At 70.3% G+C, this 14,435-nt stretch carries 16 protein-coding genes; 7 read left to right on the top strand and 9 right to left on the bottom strand.

What is annotated here, in order from left to right; genetic code table 11:
• Nucleotides 1-263: 263 nt before the first annotated feature.
• From QSK30_RS09950 to QSK30_RS09910, 9 genes are all read right to left on the bottom strand, one after another.
• Nucleotides 264-1,454, bottom strand: a complete 1,191-nt coding sequence (locus QSK30_RS09950) for a homogentisate 1,2-dioxygenase (RefSeq protein ID WP_285501592.1) — start codon at nt 1,452-1,454, stop codon at nt 264-266.
• A gap of 12 nt (nt 1,455-1,466) precedes the next feature.
• Entirely contained in the window at nt 1,467-2,423 is a 957-nt protein-coding gene (locus QSK30_RS09945) for an MBL fold metallo-hydrolase (protein ID WP_285501590.1), read from the bottom strand.
• A gap of 2 nt (nt 2,424-2,425) precedes the next feature.
• Complete coding sequence (locus QSK30_RS09940; protein ID WP_285501588.1) at nt 2,426-3,517, bottom strand: mandelate racemase/muconate lactonizing enzyme family protein; 1,092 nt, start codon at nt 3,515-3,517, stop codon at nt 2,426-2,428.
• Nucleotides 3,514-4,179, bottom strand: coding sequence for a peroxiredoxin-like family protein (locus tag QSK30_RS09935; RefSeq protein ID WP_285501587.1), 666 nt, complete (start codon nt 4,177-4,179; stop codon nt 3,514-3,516). Before QSK30_RS09935 ends, QSK30_RS09940 begins: the two co-directional genes overlap by 4 nt.
• A 135-nt stretch (nt 4,180-4,314) precedes the next feature.
• Nucleotides 4,315-4,620, bottom strand: a complete 306-nt coding sequence (locus QSK30_RS09930; protein WP_285501585.1) for a DUF1416 domain-containing protein — start codon at nt 4,618-4,620, stop codon at nt 4,315-4,317.
• A 60-nt stretch (nt 4,621-4,680) separates the two neighbouring features.
• Nucleotides 4,681-5,520: a sulfurtransferase gene (locus QSK30_RS09925; protein ID WP_285501583.1), complete on the bottom strand. Its 840-nt coding sequence runs from the start codon at nt 5,518-5,520 to the stop codon at nt 4,681-4,683.
• Entirely contained in the window at nt 5,517-5,999 is a 483-nt protein-coding gene (locus tag QSK30_RS09920) for a DUF4395 domain-containing protein (RefSeq protein WP_285501582.1), read from the bottom strand. Before QSK30_RS09920 ends, QSK30_RS09925 begins: the two co-directional genes overlap by 4 nt.
• 256 nt (nt 6,000-6,255) lie before the next feature.
• Nucleotides 6,256-6,687 (bottom strand): TlpA family protein disulfide reductase, encoded by a 432-nt coding sequence (locus QSK30_RS09915; RefSeq protein WP_285501581.1) that lies wholly within the window; start codon nt 6,685-6,687, stop codon nt 6,256-6,258.
• Nucleotides 6,687-7,559: an LmeA family phospholipid-binding protein gene (locus tag QSK30_RS09910; RefSeq protein WP_285501579.1), complete on the bottom strand. Its 873-nt coding sequence runs from the start codon at nt 7,557-7,559 to the stop codon at nt 6,687-6,689. Before QSK30_RS09910 ends, QSK30_RS09915 begins: the two co-directional genes overlap by 1 nt.
• A gap of 447 nt (nt 7,560-8,006) precedes the next feature.
• Here QSK30_RS09910 and QSK30_RS09905 point away from each other — a divergent pair, with 447 nt between their 5' ends.
• From QSK30_RS09905 to QSK30_RS09875, 7 genes are all read left to right on the top strand, one after another.
• The gene (locus tag QSK30_RS09905; RefSeq protein WP_285501578.1) at nt 8,007-8,744 is read left to right on the top strand and encodes a winged helix-turn-helix transcriptional regulator; all 738 of its coding nucleotides are present in this window, start codon (nt 8,007-8,009) and stop codon (nt 8,742-8,744) included.
• A gap of 14 nt (nt 8,745-8,758) precedes the next feature.
• Nucleotides 8,759-9,649, top strand: coding sequence for a mycothiol synthase (gene mshD, locus QSK30_RS09900; RefSeq protein ID WP_285501577.1), 891 nt, complete (start codon nt 8,759-8,761; stop codon nt 9,647-9,649).
• 206 nt (nt 9,650-9,855) lie between these two features.
• Complete coding sequence (gene pstS / locus QSK30_RS09895) at nt 9,856-10,980, top strand: phosphate ABC transporter substrate-binding protein PstS (protein WP_285501574.1); 1,125 nt, start codon at nt 9,856-9,858, stop codon at nt 10,978-10,980.
• A gap of 37 nt (nt 10,981-11,017) precedes the next feature.
• On the top strand, nt 11,018-12,097 hold the full coding sequence (gene pstC, locus QSK30_RS09890; protein WP_285501573.1) for a phosphate ABC transporter permease subunit PstC: 1,080 nt from the start codon (nt 11,018-11,020) through the stop codon (nt 12,095-12,097).
• Nucleotides 12,094-13,005 (top strand): phosphate ABC transporter permease PstA, encoded by a 912-nt coding sequence (gene pstA / locus QSK30_RS09885; RefSeq protein WP_285501572.1) that lies wholly within the window; start codon nt 12,094-12,096, stop codon nt 13,003-13,005. Before pstC ends, pstA begins: the two co-directional genes overlap by 4 nt.
• 10 nt (nt 13,006-13,015) lie before the next feature.
• Nucleotides 13,016-13,792 carry a phosphate ABC transporter ATP-binding protein PstB gene (gene pstB / locus QSK30_RS09880; RefSeq protein WP_285501571.1) on the top strand — a complete coding sequence of 259 codons (777 nt, stop codon included), beginning with the start codon at nt 13,016-13,018 and terminating at the stop codon, nt 13,790-13,792.
• 258 nt (nt 13,793-14,050) lie between these two features.
• Entirely contained in the window at nt 14,051-14,434 is a 384-nt protein-coding gene (locus QSK30_RS09875; RefSeq protein WP_285501570.1) for a hypothetical protein, read from the top strand.
• Nucleotide 14,435 lies beyond the last annotated feature (1 nt).

Genomic DNA, 14,435 nt, shown 5'->3' with positions numbered 1-14,435 from the left:
GGGGAAAAAGCGTGGGGTGAAGGGCATCCCCACCACCAGGTCAAGGTTAGCGGCACTCCTCCCCCACACAAAGGGAGTCCGCCAGATCGAGCACATCCGTAACGGGTGTTGCGTTCCGTAGGGCTTGGGAATTAGTGATTGAGGGCAAGGGCAAGGGCAAGGGCAAGGGCAAGGGCAAGGGCAAGGGCAAGGGTGAGGAGGGCAAGGGTAAGAACATGGAGGCGAGGGACGGGATGGGGCTGGGGACGGGGGCTGGGGCTGGACTAGGGCTGCGTGGTTACTTCGATGCCTTCGCCGCGTGCCCAGCTCCAGGGGTAACTCTCGTCCTCAATGGACGATGCCGCCGCCCCCAAGCGCAGAGGCCGGAAGGTGTCCAGCATGACCGCGTACTCCTCGGTCCTCGTTGCCGTCAGGCTCTTCTCGGCGCTGCCGGGCTGTGGGCCGTGTACGTATCCCGCCGGGTGCAATGACAGCGATCCCTGTTCGATACCGCTACCTGCCCTGCTCATGAAATCTCCGCCGCAGTAGAACAGGACTTCATCCGAGTCGACGTTGGCGTGGTTGTAGGGGACCTTGACCGCGTCAGGGTGGTAGTCGAACATCCGTGGTACGAACGAGCACACCACGAACCCGGGGCCCTCGAAGGTGATGTAGGTCGGGGGCGGTAGGTGCAACGCCCCCGTCGACGGCATGTAGTCCTTAATGGACAGTGCGTAGGGGTAGTTGCAGCCATCCCAGCCCACCACGTCGAAAGGGTGGTGCGCATAGGTGTATCGCGTCATCCCGCCTCGGTGGCGGACGTAGACCTCGGCGGTTCCCGATAGGTCCGGTAGGGGCTCTGCCGGGGCCCGCAGGTCGCGCTCGTTGTACGGCGAGCCGTCCAGGAACTGGCCCACCGGGGACATGAAGCGGGACGGTGGACGGATGTGCCCGCCATCGGCGGCCGCCATCACCAGCAGTCGCAGTTCCGGCGACTCCAGCACCCAACGGTGTGTGGTCGAGGTCGGTACCAGCACGTAGTCGCCGTCGGTGACCGGCAGGCTGCCGTAGGCCGACTCGAGCACCGCGGAGCCGGACTCGATGAACACCAGCTCGTCGCCGACCGCGTTCCGGTACAGCTCGCTGTCGCGGTCGGCGCACACCGAGGACACGACCACCTGTCCGTTGCCCAGCAGCACTTGCCGGTCCAGGACCGGGTCGCCGCCTGCCTTCAGCTCGTGCGTGCGCAGGTGTCGAGGCAGCAGTGGTGTGTTGTCGACCAGGCTGTCGTCCGGCAGTTCCACCGTTACCGCGGCGGTGATCGCGGTGGGGGCCTCGCGGTGATAGAGGAACGACTGGGTCCAGCTGAAGCCCTCTTCGCCCTGCATCTCCTCGTGCAGCAGGGCGCCGTTGGGACCGCGGAACTTCGTGTGGCGTCTGCGCGGGATCTCACCCGCGCTGCGGTAGAAGACCATGTCCTGACTCCCTCAGCCCGTCAGCTCGTCCCAGACCAGGTGGTCCCGGTCGGTGGTCCAGATCGCGGGCGGCTCGCCTGCCAGTTCCTCCCACACCCGCTGGGTGTCGAAGACCATCGCGTGCTCGAACACCGGCATCCCGCCGTAGGTCGGCAGCAGTGCCTCGCGGGCCGCGCGGTAGGCGTCTCGGGGTGCGCCGCCCTGGTCGCGGACCTCGCCGACCGCGCGCAGCAGCGTGGTCAGGAAGTCGCGGGTGGTCTCGATGGCCTGGTCGCTCTCCGCCGCCGTGCGGGCGATCTCGCCGCGGCCGCCGACTAGGATCTCGGGGCGCAGGGCCTTGACCGCGTCGAGGGTGCCGGTGCTCCAGTCCTGGTGGTAGGCGTCGCCGGTGTACACCGCCGAGCCGTTCTCCACGAGGTCGCCGGTGAACAGGATCCGCTTCTCCGGCAGCCACGCGTAGATGTCACCGGAGGTGTGGCCGCGCCCGGCGAAGCCCAGCTCCAGGGTTCCCCGGTCGCCGCCGAGCTCGATCGAGAGGCTGTCGGCGAAGGTGAGCGTCGGCCAGGTGAGCCCGGGGATCTCCTCGTGGCCGTCGAACAGCCGGGGCATCCGGCCGAACTCGACCGCCCAGTCCTCGGCGCCGCGTTCGGCGATCAGCCGCTTGGTCTCGGCGCTGGTGACGATCACCTCGGCGTCGAAGCCGGCGGCGCCGAGCACCCGGACGGCGTGGTAGTGCGACAGCACCAGGTAGCGCACCGGTTTGTCGGTGTGCTCGCGAAGTCGGTCGAGCCAGCGCCGCGCCATCAGCGGGGTGGCGCGGGCTTCGAAGCAGACGAGGAAGTCCTCGCCCTCGACGGCGCCCACGTTCGGGTCACCGCCGGTGGTCAGGGCGTAGACGCCCTCGGCGAGCACCTCCAGGGTCTCGGTCTTCTCCGCCGTGTCGGCGGTCGAGGCGAAAGGCTTGGCCACGGTCACTCCTGGGGAAGGTCGGTGCGGAAGCGGTCGAGGGCATCGCGGTCCCAGCGGATGCCGTGCCCCGGGCGCTCGGGTGGGGTGGCGAAGCCGCCCGCGATCTCGACGGTCTCGGACAGCACGTCGTCGATCAGCGGGAAGTGCTCCACGGTGGGGCAGTTCGGCACGGCCGCGGCCAGGTGCACGTGCAGCTCGGGCAGGAAGTGCGGCGCCAGCACGGCGCCGAACGGCTCGGCGATCGCGCTGATCCGCAGCCACTCGGTGACCCCGCCGACCAGCGGGACGTCGGGCTGCAGCACCGAGGCCGCGCCCGCCCGCAGGTAGTTGGCGAACTCGAACCGGCCGTGCAGGTGCTCGCCGACCGCGATCGGCAGCCCGGCGCGCTCGGCGAGCTGGGCGTGCCCGGCGATGTCGTCGGAGCCCAACGGCTCCTCCATCCAGTACACGCCCAGGTCGGCCAGCTTGCGGCCGAGCCACAGCGCGGTCGGCAGGTCCAGCCGCTCGTTGCAGTCGACCATGATCCGCACGCCGTCGCCGAGGGCGGTGCGGACCGCGGCCACCCGCTCCAGGTCCTCCTCGGCCCGCCGGGCGCCGACCCGCAGCTTCACCGCGTCGTAGCCCTCGGCCAGGTACGACCGCGAGCCCTCGACCAGCTCGTCAACGCTCATCGCGTGCGTGGCCCGGCCGCTGCCGTAGATCGGCACCCGGTCGTGGTGCGCGCCGAGGAACCGGTACAGCGGTTCCCCCGCCCGGTTCGCCCGCAGGTCCCACACCGCGATGTCCACAGCGGACAGTGCGGGCAACGCGATTCCCTTGCCCAGCCGGTGAGTCCGCGCCCAGACGTCCTGCCAGGTCCGCGGCCAGTGGTCCAGCCGGGTGCCGGTGACGCGCTCCCGCACGATCCCGGCCGTGAGCGCGTGCACGCCCTCGATGCCGCCGGTGAGCGCGTAGGTGAAGCCGGTCCCGACCGCGCCCTCGTCGTCGGTCACGGTCGCCAGCAGCAGCGCCACCTCGGTCGCGCCGGACCCGCCGCGGCCCGCGCCCAGCGGGATCCGGGCCACCTGGGTCTGCAGCGACGCGATGGTGCTCATGCCGTGCCCCCGTTGATCTCGCGGACGACCCGCAGCGCCTCGGCGGGCTCCATCCGGGTGCGGTAGGCCATGCTCACGTGCCGGGCCCGCACGACGCCCTCGCGGTCGAGCACGAAGGTCGCCGGGACGGGCAGGCTCCAGTCGCCATCGGGCTGCTGCTTGGCCAGCGCCTTCGCGGTGGCGTCGAGCAGGTGCGGCACCGCCGCGGCTGGGAAGACGAACCGCACCCGGTACGCGGTCAGCACCTCCTGGCCGAGGTCGGAGAGCACGTCGAACTCCAGGTCGTGCTTGTCGCGCATCTCCAGCGAGTCGTCCGGCGCCTGCGGGCTGACCGCGATGACGTGCGCCCCCTCGGCCCGCAGCGCGGGCAGCGCCTCCTGGTAGGCGTTCAGCTCGATGTTGCAGTAGGGGCACCAGGTCCCCCGGTAGAAGGTCAGCACCACCGGGCCGGTGGCCAGCCGGTCGGCGAGCCGCACGGGGTCGCCCACCGCGTTGGGCAGGGTGAAGTCCGGCGCCGTCGCGCCCAGCGCCAGCCCCGGCGCGACGCCCTCCCGGGCCAGCTCGTCCAGCGCGTCGTTGATCGCGTTCTTGGCCTCCTCGGGCCGGTTCACTGACGCGGCCACCGCCAGCAGTCGCTCGTTCAGGGAAGGGAGATCCGCCATGTCCACCACCGATAATCGGTTAACGTGTTCGTCTAACGGTTACAGACTTCCCCGCCCGACCCCGGCTGTCAACCAGGTCCACCAACGACGAGAGGCCCGGGAGCAGATGCTCCCGGGCCTCTCGCTAGTACAGGTCTAGCCGACCGCGACCGCCACCTCGTGCAGCCCGGGGCCGTCCGCGCTGACCTTGGCCTCACCGTTGCCGGTGCGGTGCAGGGCGCGCACGGTCCACTCGCCGGGCGCGGCGAAGAAGCGGAAGTCGCCCGCCTCGGACGAGACGACCTCGGCGGTGAACTCGCCGGTCGAGTCGAGCAGGCGGACGAAAGCGCCGCCGACGGGCTCGCCGCCACTGGTGACCTTGCCGTTGAGCACGATCTCCTTGCCCGCGTCCACGTTCGCCGGGAGGGCGTTGCCCTGCTCCGGTGCTCCGCAGGAGCTCATGTCAGTCCACCTCTCAGTATCGATTCCAGCTGGTTCAGTGCCGTTGCCCGCGCGGTGGGCTCAGTGCTGGGCGCCGATCTCCACCGGCACGCCGACCAGGGAGCCGTACTCGGTCCACGAGCCGTCGTAGTTCTTGACGTCCTGGTAGCCGAGCAGCTCGCGCAGCGCGAACCAGGTGTGCGAGGACCGCTCGCCGATGCGGCAGTAGGCGATGGTGGCCTTGGACTCGTCGAGCCCGGCCTCCTTGTACAGCTCGCGCAGCTCGTCGTTGGACTTGAACGTGCCGTCCTCGTTGGCCGCCTTGCTCCACGGCACGTTCAGCGCGGTCGGGATGTGGCCCTTGACCTGCGCCTGCTCCTGCGGCAGGTGCGCCGGGGCTGCGAGCTTGCCGGAGAACTCGTCGGGCGAGCGCACGTCGACCAGGTTCTTGGTGTTGATCGCCGCGACCGCCTCGTCGCGGAACGCGCGCACCGAGAGGTCCTGCTCCTGGGCGGTGTAGGTCGTCTCGTCGCGGGTGACGGCCTCGGCGTCGAGCGGGCGGCCGTCGAGTTCCCACTTCTTGCGACCGCCGTCGAGCAGCTTCACCGACGAGTGGCCGTAGAGCTTGAAGTACCAGTACGCGTACGCGGCGAACCAGTTGTTGTTGCCGCCGTAGAGGATCACGGTGTCGTCGTTGCCGATGCCGCGCGCGGAGAGCAGCTTCTCGAAGCCCGCGCGGTCGACGAAGTCGCGGCGCACCGGGTCCTGCAGGTCCTGCTTCCAGTCGACCTTCACCGCACCCGGGATGTGGCCGGTGTCGTAGGCGCTGGCGTCCTCGTCGACCTCGACGAACACGACCCCGGGGGCGGTCAGGTTCTCCTCGGCCCAGGCTGCCGAAACAAGCACGTCTTCGCGGCTCATCGGGCGGTTCCCACTTTCCTTTGCTTGATGGACAGGCGGTTGATCAGCAGATAGGCCTCGCAGCCGAGGCAGAACCCGAACGCGGCGTTCAGGAAGGCGGCGGCCAGCGCGAACGCGGTGGCGACGACGCCCAGACCGGTGACACCGAGGGCGTAGCCCAGTGACCCGAGGACGGCGAAGCCGAAACCGACGCCCTGCGCGAACCGCACGGGGGCAGCGTCCTCGCGCTCGTCGGTGGGCGCGAGCCGAGGCGCGACGAGCGCCCGGAACAGGGCGGCGTACGGCGAGAACCGCAGGCCGGCGAACGCGCCGAGGGCGAACACCACCGCCTGCGCGGCCAGCAGCGGCCACCAGCCGGTGAACAGCACGACCAGCAGGACCGCGGTGGTCAGCCAGGCGGCGAACCGCGGTCCGCGCGGGTCGACCGACGGCCGGGCGGGTGTGGGCACGGCTTCTTCGGGGGTGGGTTGTTCGGACACGGCCTCTCCTGACCTGGACGCGATGGGGGTCCGGTGCGGGCGGGCTCGGGCGCGTGGCGCCGCTGGCTCAGCCCGGTCAGGAGGCCCGACACAGGCTGCTGTCCACGCGGCAGAAGTCCACCGCGCGTCGCCTGGTCAGGAAGCTGGACACGGCCGCGAGCGTACCCGCAGGCCCCTTCTTTGAGAGCCGCCGCCCATCTGGTGAGACAGGCGGCCGCGCACTTGCGCGACGGTGAAAGCGCAGGTCGGGAGCCGCTCAGCCGGGCAGGTGCGGCCGCAGCGCCGTGAGGAGATCTTCACGTTTCGGTACGCCGCCGACGCGGAGCAGTTCCACCCCGTGGGCGTCTACCGCGAGCGTCGTCGGGGTGCGCAGGACCGACAGCGCCTTGGCCAACTCCGGGCGGTCGGTGAGGTCGATGTCGGTGTGCGCCAGCCCGGCGGTGCGCCCGGCGAGGTCGGACAGCAGGACCCGGGTGTGCCTGCACGGCGTGCAGAACGTCGTGGACAGCTGCACCAGCGTGACCGCGGCCGCCGGGTCGAGGACCGCGCGCACGTCCTCCGGCACCAGTTCCACAGTGGTTCCCCGGCTTCCCCGGCCTTCCCGGACCCGCCCGTTGCGCGCCCGCAGCACCAGCCCCACCACCGCGCAGAGCAGCAGCGTGCCGACGGCCACGAGCGCGCCGGTCACTAGCGGCCCAGGACCAGGTTGCTGGCCTTGCCCTTGACCGAGAGCAGGCCGGGCTCGACGGTGACCGCGGTGGGCGTGACCTTGAACGGCAGCGCGCCCGGGTCGACCCGGTAGGCGAACAGGCCGAGCACCCGCTTCTGCAGCGCGGCGGGCAGCGCGACCTCGGAGCCCGAGTTGTGCACCTCCAGCCGGGCGGGGGCGATCTTGATGGCGCCGTTGTCCAGCGAGACGATCGAGAACACGCACAGCTCGGTGGGCGCGCCCGCGATGGCGACCGTGCCGCACAGCTTCACGCCCGCGGTGGTGCCCTCCTGGTCGGCGACCTCCTTGCCGTCGACCTCGGTCTCGGTGCCGTCGGTGGGGGCGGTCCGGACCGTCTTCTCGCTGACCGGGTCGATCGTCAGGTTGGTGACCGCCGAGACGGCCTCGTTGCTGTTGGTCTGCAGCGCGCGGTTGAGGTCGGAGGCCTTGACCTTCACCTGGCCCTCGACCTCGCGGATCGGGACCTCCTTGAGCGAGCCGCCGATCAGGTCGGACAGCGGGGCCTGCACCCCGCGCAGCTCGGCGTGCACGTCGACGTCGCGCAGGGTGTCCTTCACCGGCACGCCCTTGGCGTCGATGGTCACCCGGTCGTACTCGCCGGAGACCGCCTGGAGCAGGAAGGAGAAGCCGCCGACCTTCACCGACGGGTGGTCGCGGAGCCCGAACTGCTGCTGGGCCCGCTTGGACACCTCGTGCTCGAAGACCGCCGCCGCGCCGAAGTCGGCCGCGACCAGCAGCCCGACCAGCACGACCAGGGTGATGACGAGCCGCCGCACCGCCTTGGACCGGCCCCGCCTGGGGGCCGCCGTCGGCCTGTCCGAGTTCGCCATCGTCGTCATCCCGCCACCCGTTCGTGTCGACCTGTCGTTGCCCAACTACCCGCACCGGCGGGAGGTCACGCCCACCAATGATCCCGCAGCCGCCGCACGCCGTCCGCGCGCCCACCGACAGGGACGTCGCGGACCGCCGCCGCGTTGCCCCCGCCGACCGAATGCTGGGACGCCGGAGCGCGAAACACTCGATTCACACATCATTTCAACCGCCGCCGGATAAACCGATCGGGTGACGCGATCGGCAGGTGGACGCAGGATTTACCCGGTCGTAACACGACCCGTCTGAGCTGCGGATCATCGTCGGCGCCCGTGTGACCCCGACGTCACGTCCACGACATTCGCCCGACCGCCCGGCTATTGTTCTCGCAGCCGAAATAGCCACCCCAGCTGGGGCCGCACCCCAACGCCGCGGCGCGGATTCACGCACGAGAGAGGCGGACTCCGATGAGCCTCGACCTGCTGCTGCTGACCGCCGACCCGGAGCCCGCCGCGGTGCTGCCGTCGCTGATGCTCCTGCCGCACACCGTGCGCGCCCAGGCCCCCGAGGTCACCGCCCTGCTCGAGGCGGGGTCGCGGGACGCGGTGATCGTCGACGCGCGCACCGACCTGGCCGCGGCCAAGAGCCTGTGCAGGCTGCTGACCAGCGGTGGCGACAGCGCCCCGGTGCTCGCCGTGGTCAACGAGGGCGGCCTGATCGCCATCACCAGCGACTGGCGCATCGACGAGATCCTGCTGCCCACCGCGGGCCCGGCCGAGGTCGACGCCCGGCTCCGGCTGCTCACCTCGCGCGGCCCGGCCGGTGCCCCCGCCGACGGCGCGCTGCGCCTGGGCGAGCTGGTGATCGACGAGGCCACCTACACCGCGCGGCTGCGCGGGCGCCCGCTCGACCTCACCTACAAGGAGTTCGAGCTGCTCAAGTACCTCGCCCAGCACGCGGGCCGGGTGTTCACCCGGGCGCAGCTGCTGCAGGAGGTCTGGGGCTACGACTTCTTCGGCGGCACCCGCACCGTCGACGTGCACGTGCGGCGGCTGCGCGCCAAGCTCGGCCCCGAGCACGAGCAGATGATCGGCACCGTGCGCAACGTGGGCTACAAGTTCGTCCAGCCGCCCAAGCCGGGGGCCCGCCGCGAGGTCGAGCCGTCCCAGGGGGCGGACCGCGGCCACCGCGTCGAAGCCTGGTAGGTACGTTCGACCTCGTGACCGACCTGACGTGGCGCGCCGACTCCCCGGCCACCGCCGCCGAGATCCACCCGCTGCTGCTCGCCGTCGCGACCCGGGACGGTCGTCCCGAGGTCTCCGCCGACGGACCGCTGCCGCGCGAGTTCCGCGGTGGTGAGCACCTCGTGGCCACCGACGGCGCCGAGCTGGTCGGCTACGCCCACCTGGACACCGACGGCGACTCCTTCGGCAGGCAGGTCGCCGAGGTACTGGTGCACCCGGACGCGCGCCGCCGCGGGATCGGCACCGCCCTGGTCGACGCCGTCCTCGGGCACGCCGCCGCGGGCGTCCGGTTCTGGGCGCACGGCGACCACCCCGGTGCCGGGCGGATCGCCGCCCGGCACGGCCTCGAGCCGGTGCGGCAGCTGCTGACCATGCGCCTGGCGTTCGCCGACGACCTCGCCGCCCCGGTGTGGCGGCCGGGGGTGCTGGTGCGGACCTTCGAACCGGGCCGCGACGAGGCCGCGCTGGTCGAGGTGAACAAGCGGGCCTTCGACTGGCACCCCGAGCAGGGCGCGCTGACGGTGGCCGACGTCGAGGCCGCCGAGGCCGAGCCGTGGTTCGACCCGGCGGGCCTGTTCCTGGCCGTCGAGGGCGATCGGGTGGTCGGCTTCCACTGGACCAAGGTTCACCCGGACGGGGTGGGCGAGGTGTACGTCGTCGGGGTGGACCCGACCGCGCAGGGCGGTGGCCTCGGCAAGGCGCTGACCCTGGCCGGGCTGGCGCACCTGCGGTCGCTGGGGCTGGCCGAGGTCATCCTGTACGTCGAATCGGACAACGCACCCGCGGTGGCGGTGTACACCCGGTTGGGGTTCACCCGTTCGGCCGTCGACGTGCAATATGCACGTGCAGACGCAGACGGCAGATAGTCGGTTACGCAGCGCGAACGTACAGGTCACGGACAGGCCACGACCAGGCGTCGGGCATATCGCAACGGTCACAAAGATGGGCTTGTTCACCCTTCGTTAACCCCGTCAAGGGCAGCCGTCCACTACCGCTGCCTAGCGTCGCCGGCTAGGCGACGGACGCAGGGTCACGTCGCTACCTGAGAAGACTCCTGCCTGGAGGAATCACTGTGATCAGCAAGCGGCCGGCGTCCGTGCTCGGCATCATCGCGGCCGGCGCCCTCGCGCTCTCGGCGTGTGGCAGCGACAACAACACACCCGCGTCGTCGAACACGGCCGCGCCCGCGCCCACCGGCACGGCGGCGGTGGAGTGCGTCGGCAAGAAGAGCCTGACCGCCGAGGGCTCCAGCGCCCAGAAGGGCGCCATGGAGGCCTTCGCGGCCGCCTACGGCCAGAAGTGCGCGGGCCAGCAGATCTCCTACAACCCCACCGGTTCGGGCGCGGGTGTGAAGCAGTTCAACGCGGGCCAGGTCGACATCGGCGCCTCGGACTCGGCGCTGAACAAGGACAAGGGCGAGGTCGAGGCGGCCAACAAGCGCTGCCAGGGCAACGACGCCTGGAACCTCCCGCTGGTGTTCGGCCCGGTCGGCCTGGCCTACAAGGTCGACGGCGTGACCGACCTGACGCTGACCCCCGAGGTCACCGCCAAGATCTTCAGCGGTGCCGTGACCAAGTGGAACGCCCCCGAGATCGCCGCCGTCGCCAAGGGCGCGACCCTCCCGGACAAGGCCATCACCGTCGTCTACCGCGGTGAGGAGTCGGGTACCACCGACAACTTCCAGAAGTACCTCAAGGCCGCGGGCAAGGGCGCCTGGACCAAGGACACGGGCAAGAAGTTCAACGGTGGCGTCGGCCAGGGCGCACAGGGCTCCGCGGGCGTGGCCGAGGCCATCGCCGCCGGTGACGGCACCATCGGCTACATCGAGTGGTCCTACATCCAGGACAAGAACCTGACCGCCGCCAAGATCGACAGCGGCTCGGGCGCGGTCGCGCTCGGCGCCGAGGGCGCGGCGACCGCGATCAAGTCCGCCAAGGTCAAGGGCACCGGCAACGACCTGGTCCTCGACCTCGACGCGCTCTACGCCAGCAACACCCCCGGTGCCTACCCGCTGGTGCTCGCGACCTACGAGATCGTCTGCTCGAAGGGCTACGACGCGGACACCGCCAAGGCTGTCAAGGCGTTCCTGACGGTGGCCGCCACCGACGGCCAGGGCGCGCTGGCGGACGCGGGCTACGTCCCGCTGCCCAACGAGTTCCAGGAGAAGCTGCTGACCGCCGTCAAGGCGATCGCCTAGTTTTCCCACTGGCGAACAAGCGAGCCGAGACGACGAGATGAGCGAATCCGACACGGTCGGACGTCCCGCGGCCCCCGGTGCGAGCACCGGCGGGCCGCGGGACGGCGCGGCGTCCAACACCGCACCGGAGGCCCCGATTACTTCCACTGCACAGGGCGGCAGCGGTGGTGACCCCACCACTCCCCCCAAGGTGGTCACCCGACCGGGTGACAAGATCTTCAAGGCGTTGACTGTCGGTTCCGGCGTCTTCGTCGTCGTCATGATCGCCCTGATCGGCATCTTCCTGCTGATCCAGGCGATCCCCTCGCTGGCCGAGAACAACGTCAACTTCCTGTTCAGCCGGGAGTGGAAGCCGGAGCCGGGCAACCTGGCCTTCGGCGTGCTCGACCTGCTGCTGGTCACCATCTTCAGCGCGGTCTTCGCGCTGATCATCGCGATGCCGGTCTCGCTGGGCATCGCGCTGTTCCTCACCCAGTACGCCCCGCGCAGGCTGGCCAAGCCGTTCGCCTACCTCGTCGACCTGCTGGCCGCGGTCCCCTCGATCATCTACGGCCTGTGGGGCGCCTACGTGCTGGCGCCCGCGCTCTCGCCGATCAGCGTCTGGCTCAACGAGAACCTGGGCTGGCTGCCGATCTTCGCCACCGGCAGCTCCAACCTGGTGATCGGCCAGACCATCTTCACCGCGGGCATCGTGCTCGCGGTGATGCTGCTGCCGATCATCACCGCGATCAGCCGCGAGGTCTTCGACCGCACCCCGCCGATGCAGATCGAGGGCGCGCTCGCGCTGGGCGCCACCAAGTGGGAGGTCGTGCGCACGACCGTGCTGCCCTTCGGCCGCGCGGGCTACGTCAGCGCCTCCATGCTCGGCCTGGGCCGCGCGCTCGGCGAGACCATCGCCGTGCTGATCATCCTCAGCTCGACCAACCAGCCCTTCAGCTTCACGCTGTTCGACGGCGGCGACACCATCGCCTCCAAGATTGCCCGGGCGGCGCAGGAGTTCAACGACCCGCGCGGCGCGGGGGCCTACATCGCGGCCGGTCTCGTGCTGTTCGTGCTCACCTTCGTGGTCAACGCGTTCGCCCGATCGATCATCTCCGGTCACAAGGAGTACGAATGAGCACCGCGACCGACCTCGACCGGCCCGCGACCCCACCCGCCTTCCAGGAGATCAACTCCTCCCGGCGGTTCAAGAACAAGCTGGCCACCGTCCTGGTGGGGGGCGCCTTCGTCGTCGCCCTGGCCCCGCTGGTGTGGCTGCTGATCACGGTCCTGGCCAAGGGCTTCCAGTACGTCCTCTCCGCCGACTGGTGGCAGAAGTCGCTCGCGGGCCTGACCTCCCGCCAGTTCGGCGGCGGTGTCTTCCACGCGATCATCGGCACCCTGCTGCAGGGCCTGATCTGCGCGGTCATCGCGGTGCCGATCGCGGTCATGGTGGCGGTCTACCTGGTCGAGTACGGCAAGCGCTCGCGGCTGGCCAAGGCCGTGACGTTCACCGTCGACATCCTCTCCGGTGTCCCCTCGATCGTGGCCGCCCTGTTCATCTACGCGCTCTGGGTCACCACCCTGGGCCTGCCCCGCAGCGCCTTCGCCGTCTCGCTGGCCCTGGTGCTGCTGATGATCCCGGTGGTGGTGCGCACCACCGAGGAGCTGCTCAAGATCGTCCCGGACGAGCTGCGCGAGGCCGCCTACGCGCTCGGCGTGCCGAAGTGGAAGACGATCGTCAAGATCGTCGTGCCGACCGCGCTCTCGGGCATCATCACCGGCATCTCGCTGGCCATCGCCCGCGTGATGGGCGAGACCGCGCCGGTGCTGGTCCTGGTCGGCTACACCACCTTCATCAACTACGACCCGTTCCAGGGCAACATGGCGTCGCTGCCGCTGCTGATGACCTCCGAGCGGCTCACCACCAACGCGGTCGGCGAGTCCCGGGTCTGGGGCGCGGCGGTCACGCTGATCATCATCATCACCGTGTTCAACCTGCTGGGATCGTTGATCTCGCGGTTTACCTCCCTGAAGACGAAGTAAGCGAGCGATCATGGCCAAGCGAATTGATGTGAAGGACCTCAACCTGTACTACGGCAAGTTCCACGCCGTCGACCAGGTCTCGCTGGCGGTGCCGCCGCGCAACGTCACCGCGTTCATCGGCCCCTCGGGCTGCGGCAAGTCGACCGTCCTGCGGTCGCTCAACCGCATGCACGAGGTCATCCCGGGCGCCCGCGCCGAGGGCAACGTCCTGCTCGACGGCGAGAACATCTACGCCTCCACCGTCGACCCGGTGTCGGTCCGGCGCACCATCGGCATGGTGTTCCAGCGCCCCAACCCGTTCCCGACCATGTCGATCCGCGACAACGTCGTCGCGGGCCTCAAGCTCGCGGGCGAGCGCGACCGCAAGAAGCTCGACCAGATCGCCGAGCAGGCCCTGCGCGGCGCCAACCTGTGGGCCGAGGTCAAGGACCGCCTCAACCGCCCCGGCGGCGGCCTCTCCGGCGGCCAGCAGCAGCGGCTCTGCATCGCCCGGGCCATCGCCGTGCAGCCCGACGTCCTGCTCATGGACGAGCCGTGCTCGGCGCTGGACCCCATCTCCACCCTGGCGATCGAGGACCTGATCCAAGAGCTGAAGAAGGACTACACGATCGTCATCGTCACCCACAACATGCAGCAGGCGGCCCGGGTGAGCGACCAGACGGCGTTCTTCAACCTCGCGGGCGTCGGCCAGCCCGGCAGGCTGGTGGAGATCGACGACACCGAGCGCATCTTCTCCAACCCCACCCAGAAGGCCACCGAGGACTACATCTCCGGCCGCTTCGGCTGATCCGCGGCTCCACCGCTCCACCGCTCGTCGTCGCTCGGCCAGCCGGTTGACGAAGCTGCTGATGTTCCCGCTCCACCGCTCGTCGGTCGCCCGCGTCGGATCGACTGCTTCGCTCTTCCGAGGTCCCCCGCACCCCGTGCGGGGGACCTCGGGCGTTCCGCGGAACCCCGCCCGCCCCACTTGCGTCACACCCGGGACGAGGGCACACCCCTGTTGGTACCGTGCCCGTGGAGTCTTTGACCGGGATCGGGGGCGACCATGTACATCGACGAGGGCGCGAACGCCCCGCTGAGCGCCATCGGCAAGGCCATGGACGACTTCGCGGGCAGCGCCGCCGCAGGCCGCTTCGCCGTGAACGAGGAAGGCGGCGCCGCCCTCCTCACCGCCATCCGGAACATGGCCGCCTGGGTCGACGACGAGCGGTCGACGCTGTCGGTGCTGTCGCAGAGCCCCATGCTCGGAAGTTCCAACAACGCCGAGGTCATGAAGCCGTACATGGCGCAGGTGGCGTCGGACGCCCAGGGATTCCTGACCCAGCTCCTGCACTTCCGCGAATCGCTGGTCAAGGCCGAAGAGGGCATCAAGAAGGCGATGGCGAACTACCAGGAGACCGATCAGCAGATCGCTGGCACCCTTGTCTGAG

Origin of the sequence: Actinokineospora sp. NBRC 105648, from assembly GCF_030269645.1 — a bacterium.
Taxonomy (GTDB): domain Bacteria; phylum Actinomycetota; class Actinomycetes; order Mycobacteriales; family Pseudonocardiaceae; genus Actinokineospora.
This window is presented reverse-complemented; position numbering and strand designations above follow the sequence as displayed.

Coding starts and splice junctions, on each gene's coding strand:
- QSK30_RS09910 (WP_285501579.1), bottom strand. CDS start 7,559: ATGGCGAACTCGGACAGGCCGACGGCGGCCCCCAGGCGGGGCCGGTCC.
- QSK30_RS09905 (WP_285501578.1), top strand. CDS start 8,007: ATGAGCCTCGACCTGCTGCTGCTGACCGCCGACCCGGAGCCCGCCGCG.
- pstC (WP_285501573.1), top strand. CDS start 11,018: ATGAGCGAATCCGACACGGTCGGACGTCCCGCGGCCCCCGGTGCGAGC.
- pstB (WP_285501571.1), top strand. CDS start 13,016: ATGGCCAAGCGAATTGATGTGAAGGACCTCAACCTGTACTACGGCAAG.
- QSK30_RS09950 (WP_285501592.1), bottom strand. CDS start 1,454: ATGGTCTTCTACCGCAGCGCGGGTGAGATCCCGCGCAGACGCCACACG.
- QSK30_RS09930 (WP_285501585.1), bottom strand. CDS start 4,620: ATGAGCTCCTGCGGAGCACCGGAGCAGGGCAACGCCCTCCCGGCGAAC.
- pstA (WP_285501572.1), top strand. CDS start 12,094: ATGAGCACCGCGACCGACCTCGACCGGCCCGCGACCCCACCCGCCTTC.
- QSK30_RS09940 (WP_285501588.1), bottom strand. CDS start 3,517: ATGAGCACCATCGCGTCGCTGCAGACCCAGGTGGCCCGGATCCCGCTG.
- QSK30_RS09935 (WP_285501587.1), bottom strand. CDS start 4,179: ATGGCGGATCTCCCTTCCCTGAACGAGCGACTGCTGGCGGTGGCCGCG.
- QSK30_RS09925 (WP_285501583.1), bottom strand. CDS start 5,520: ATGAGCCGCGAAGACGTGCTTGTTTCGGCAGCCTGGGCCGAGGAGAAC.
- QSK30_RS09875 (WP_285501570.1), top strand. CDS start 14,051: ATGTACATCGACGAGGGCGCGAACGCCCCGCTGAGCGCCATCGGCAAG.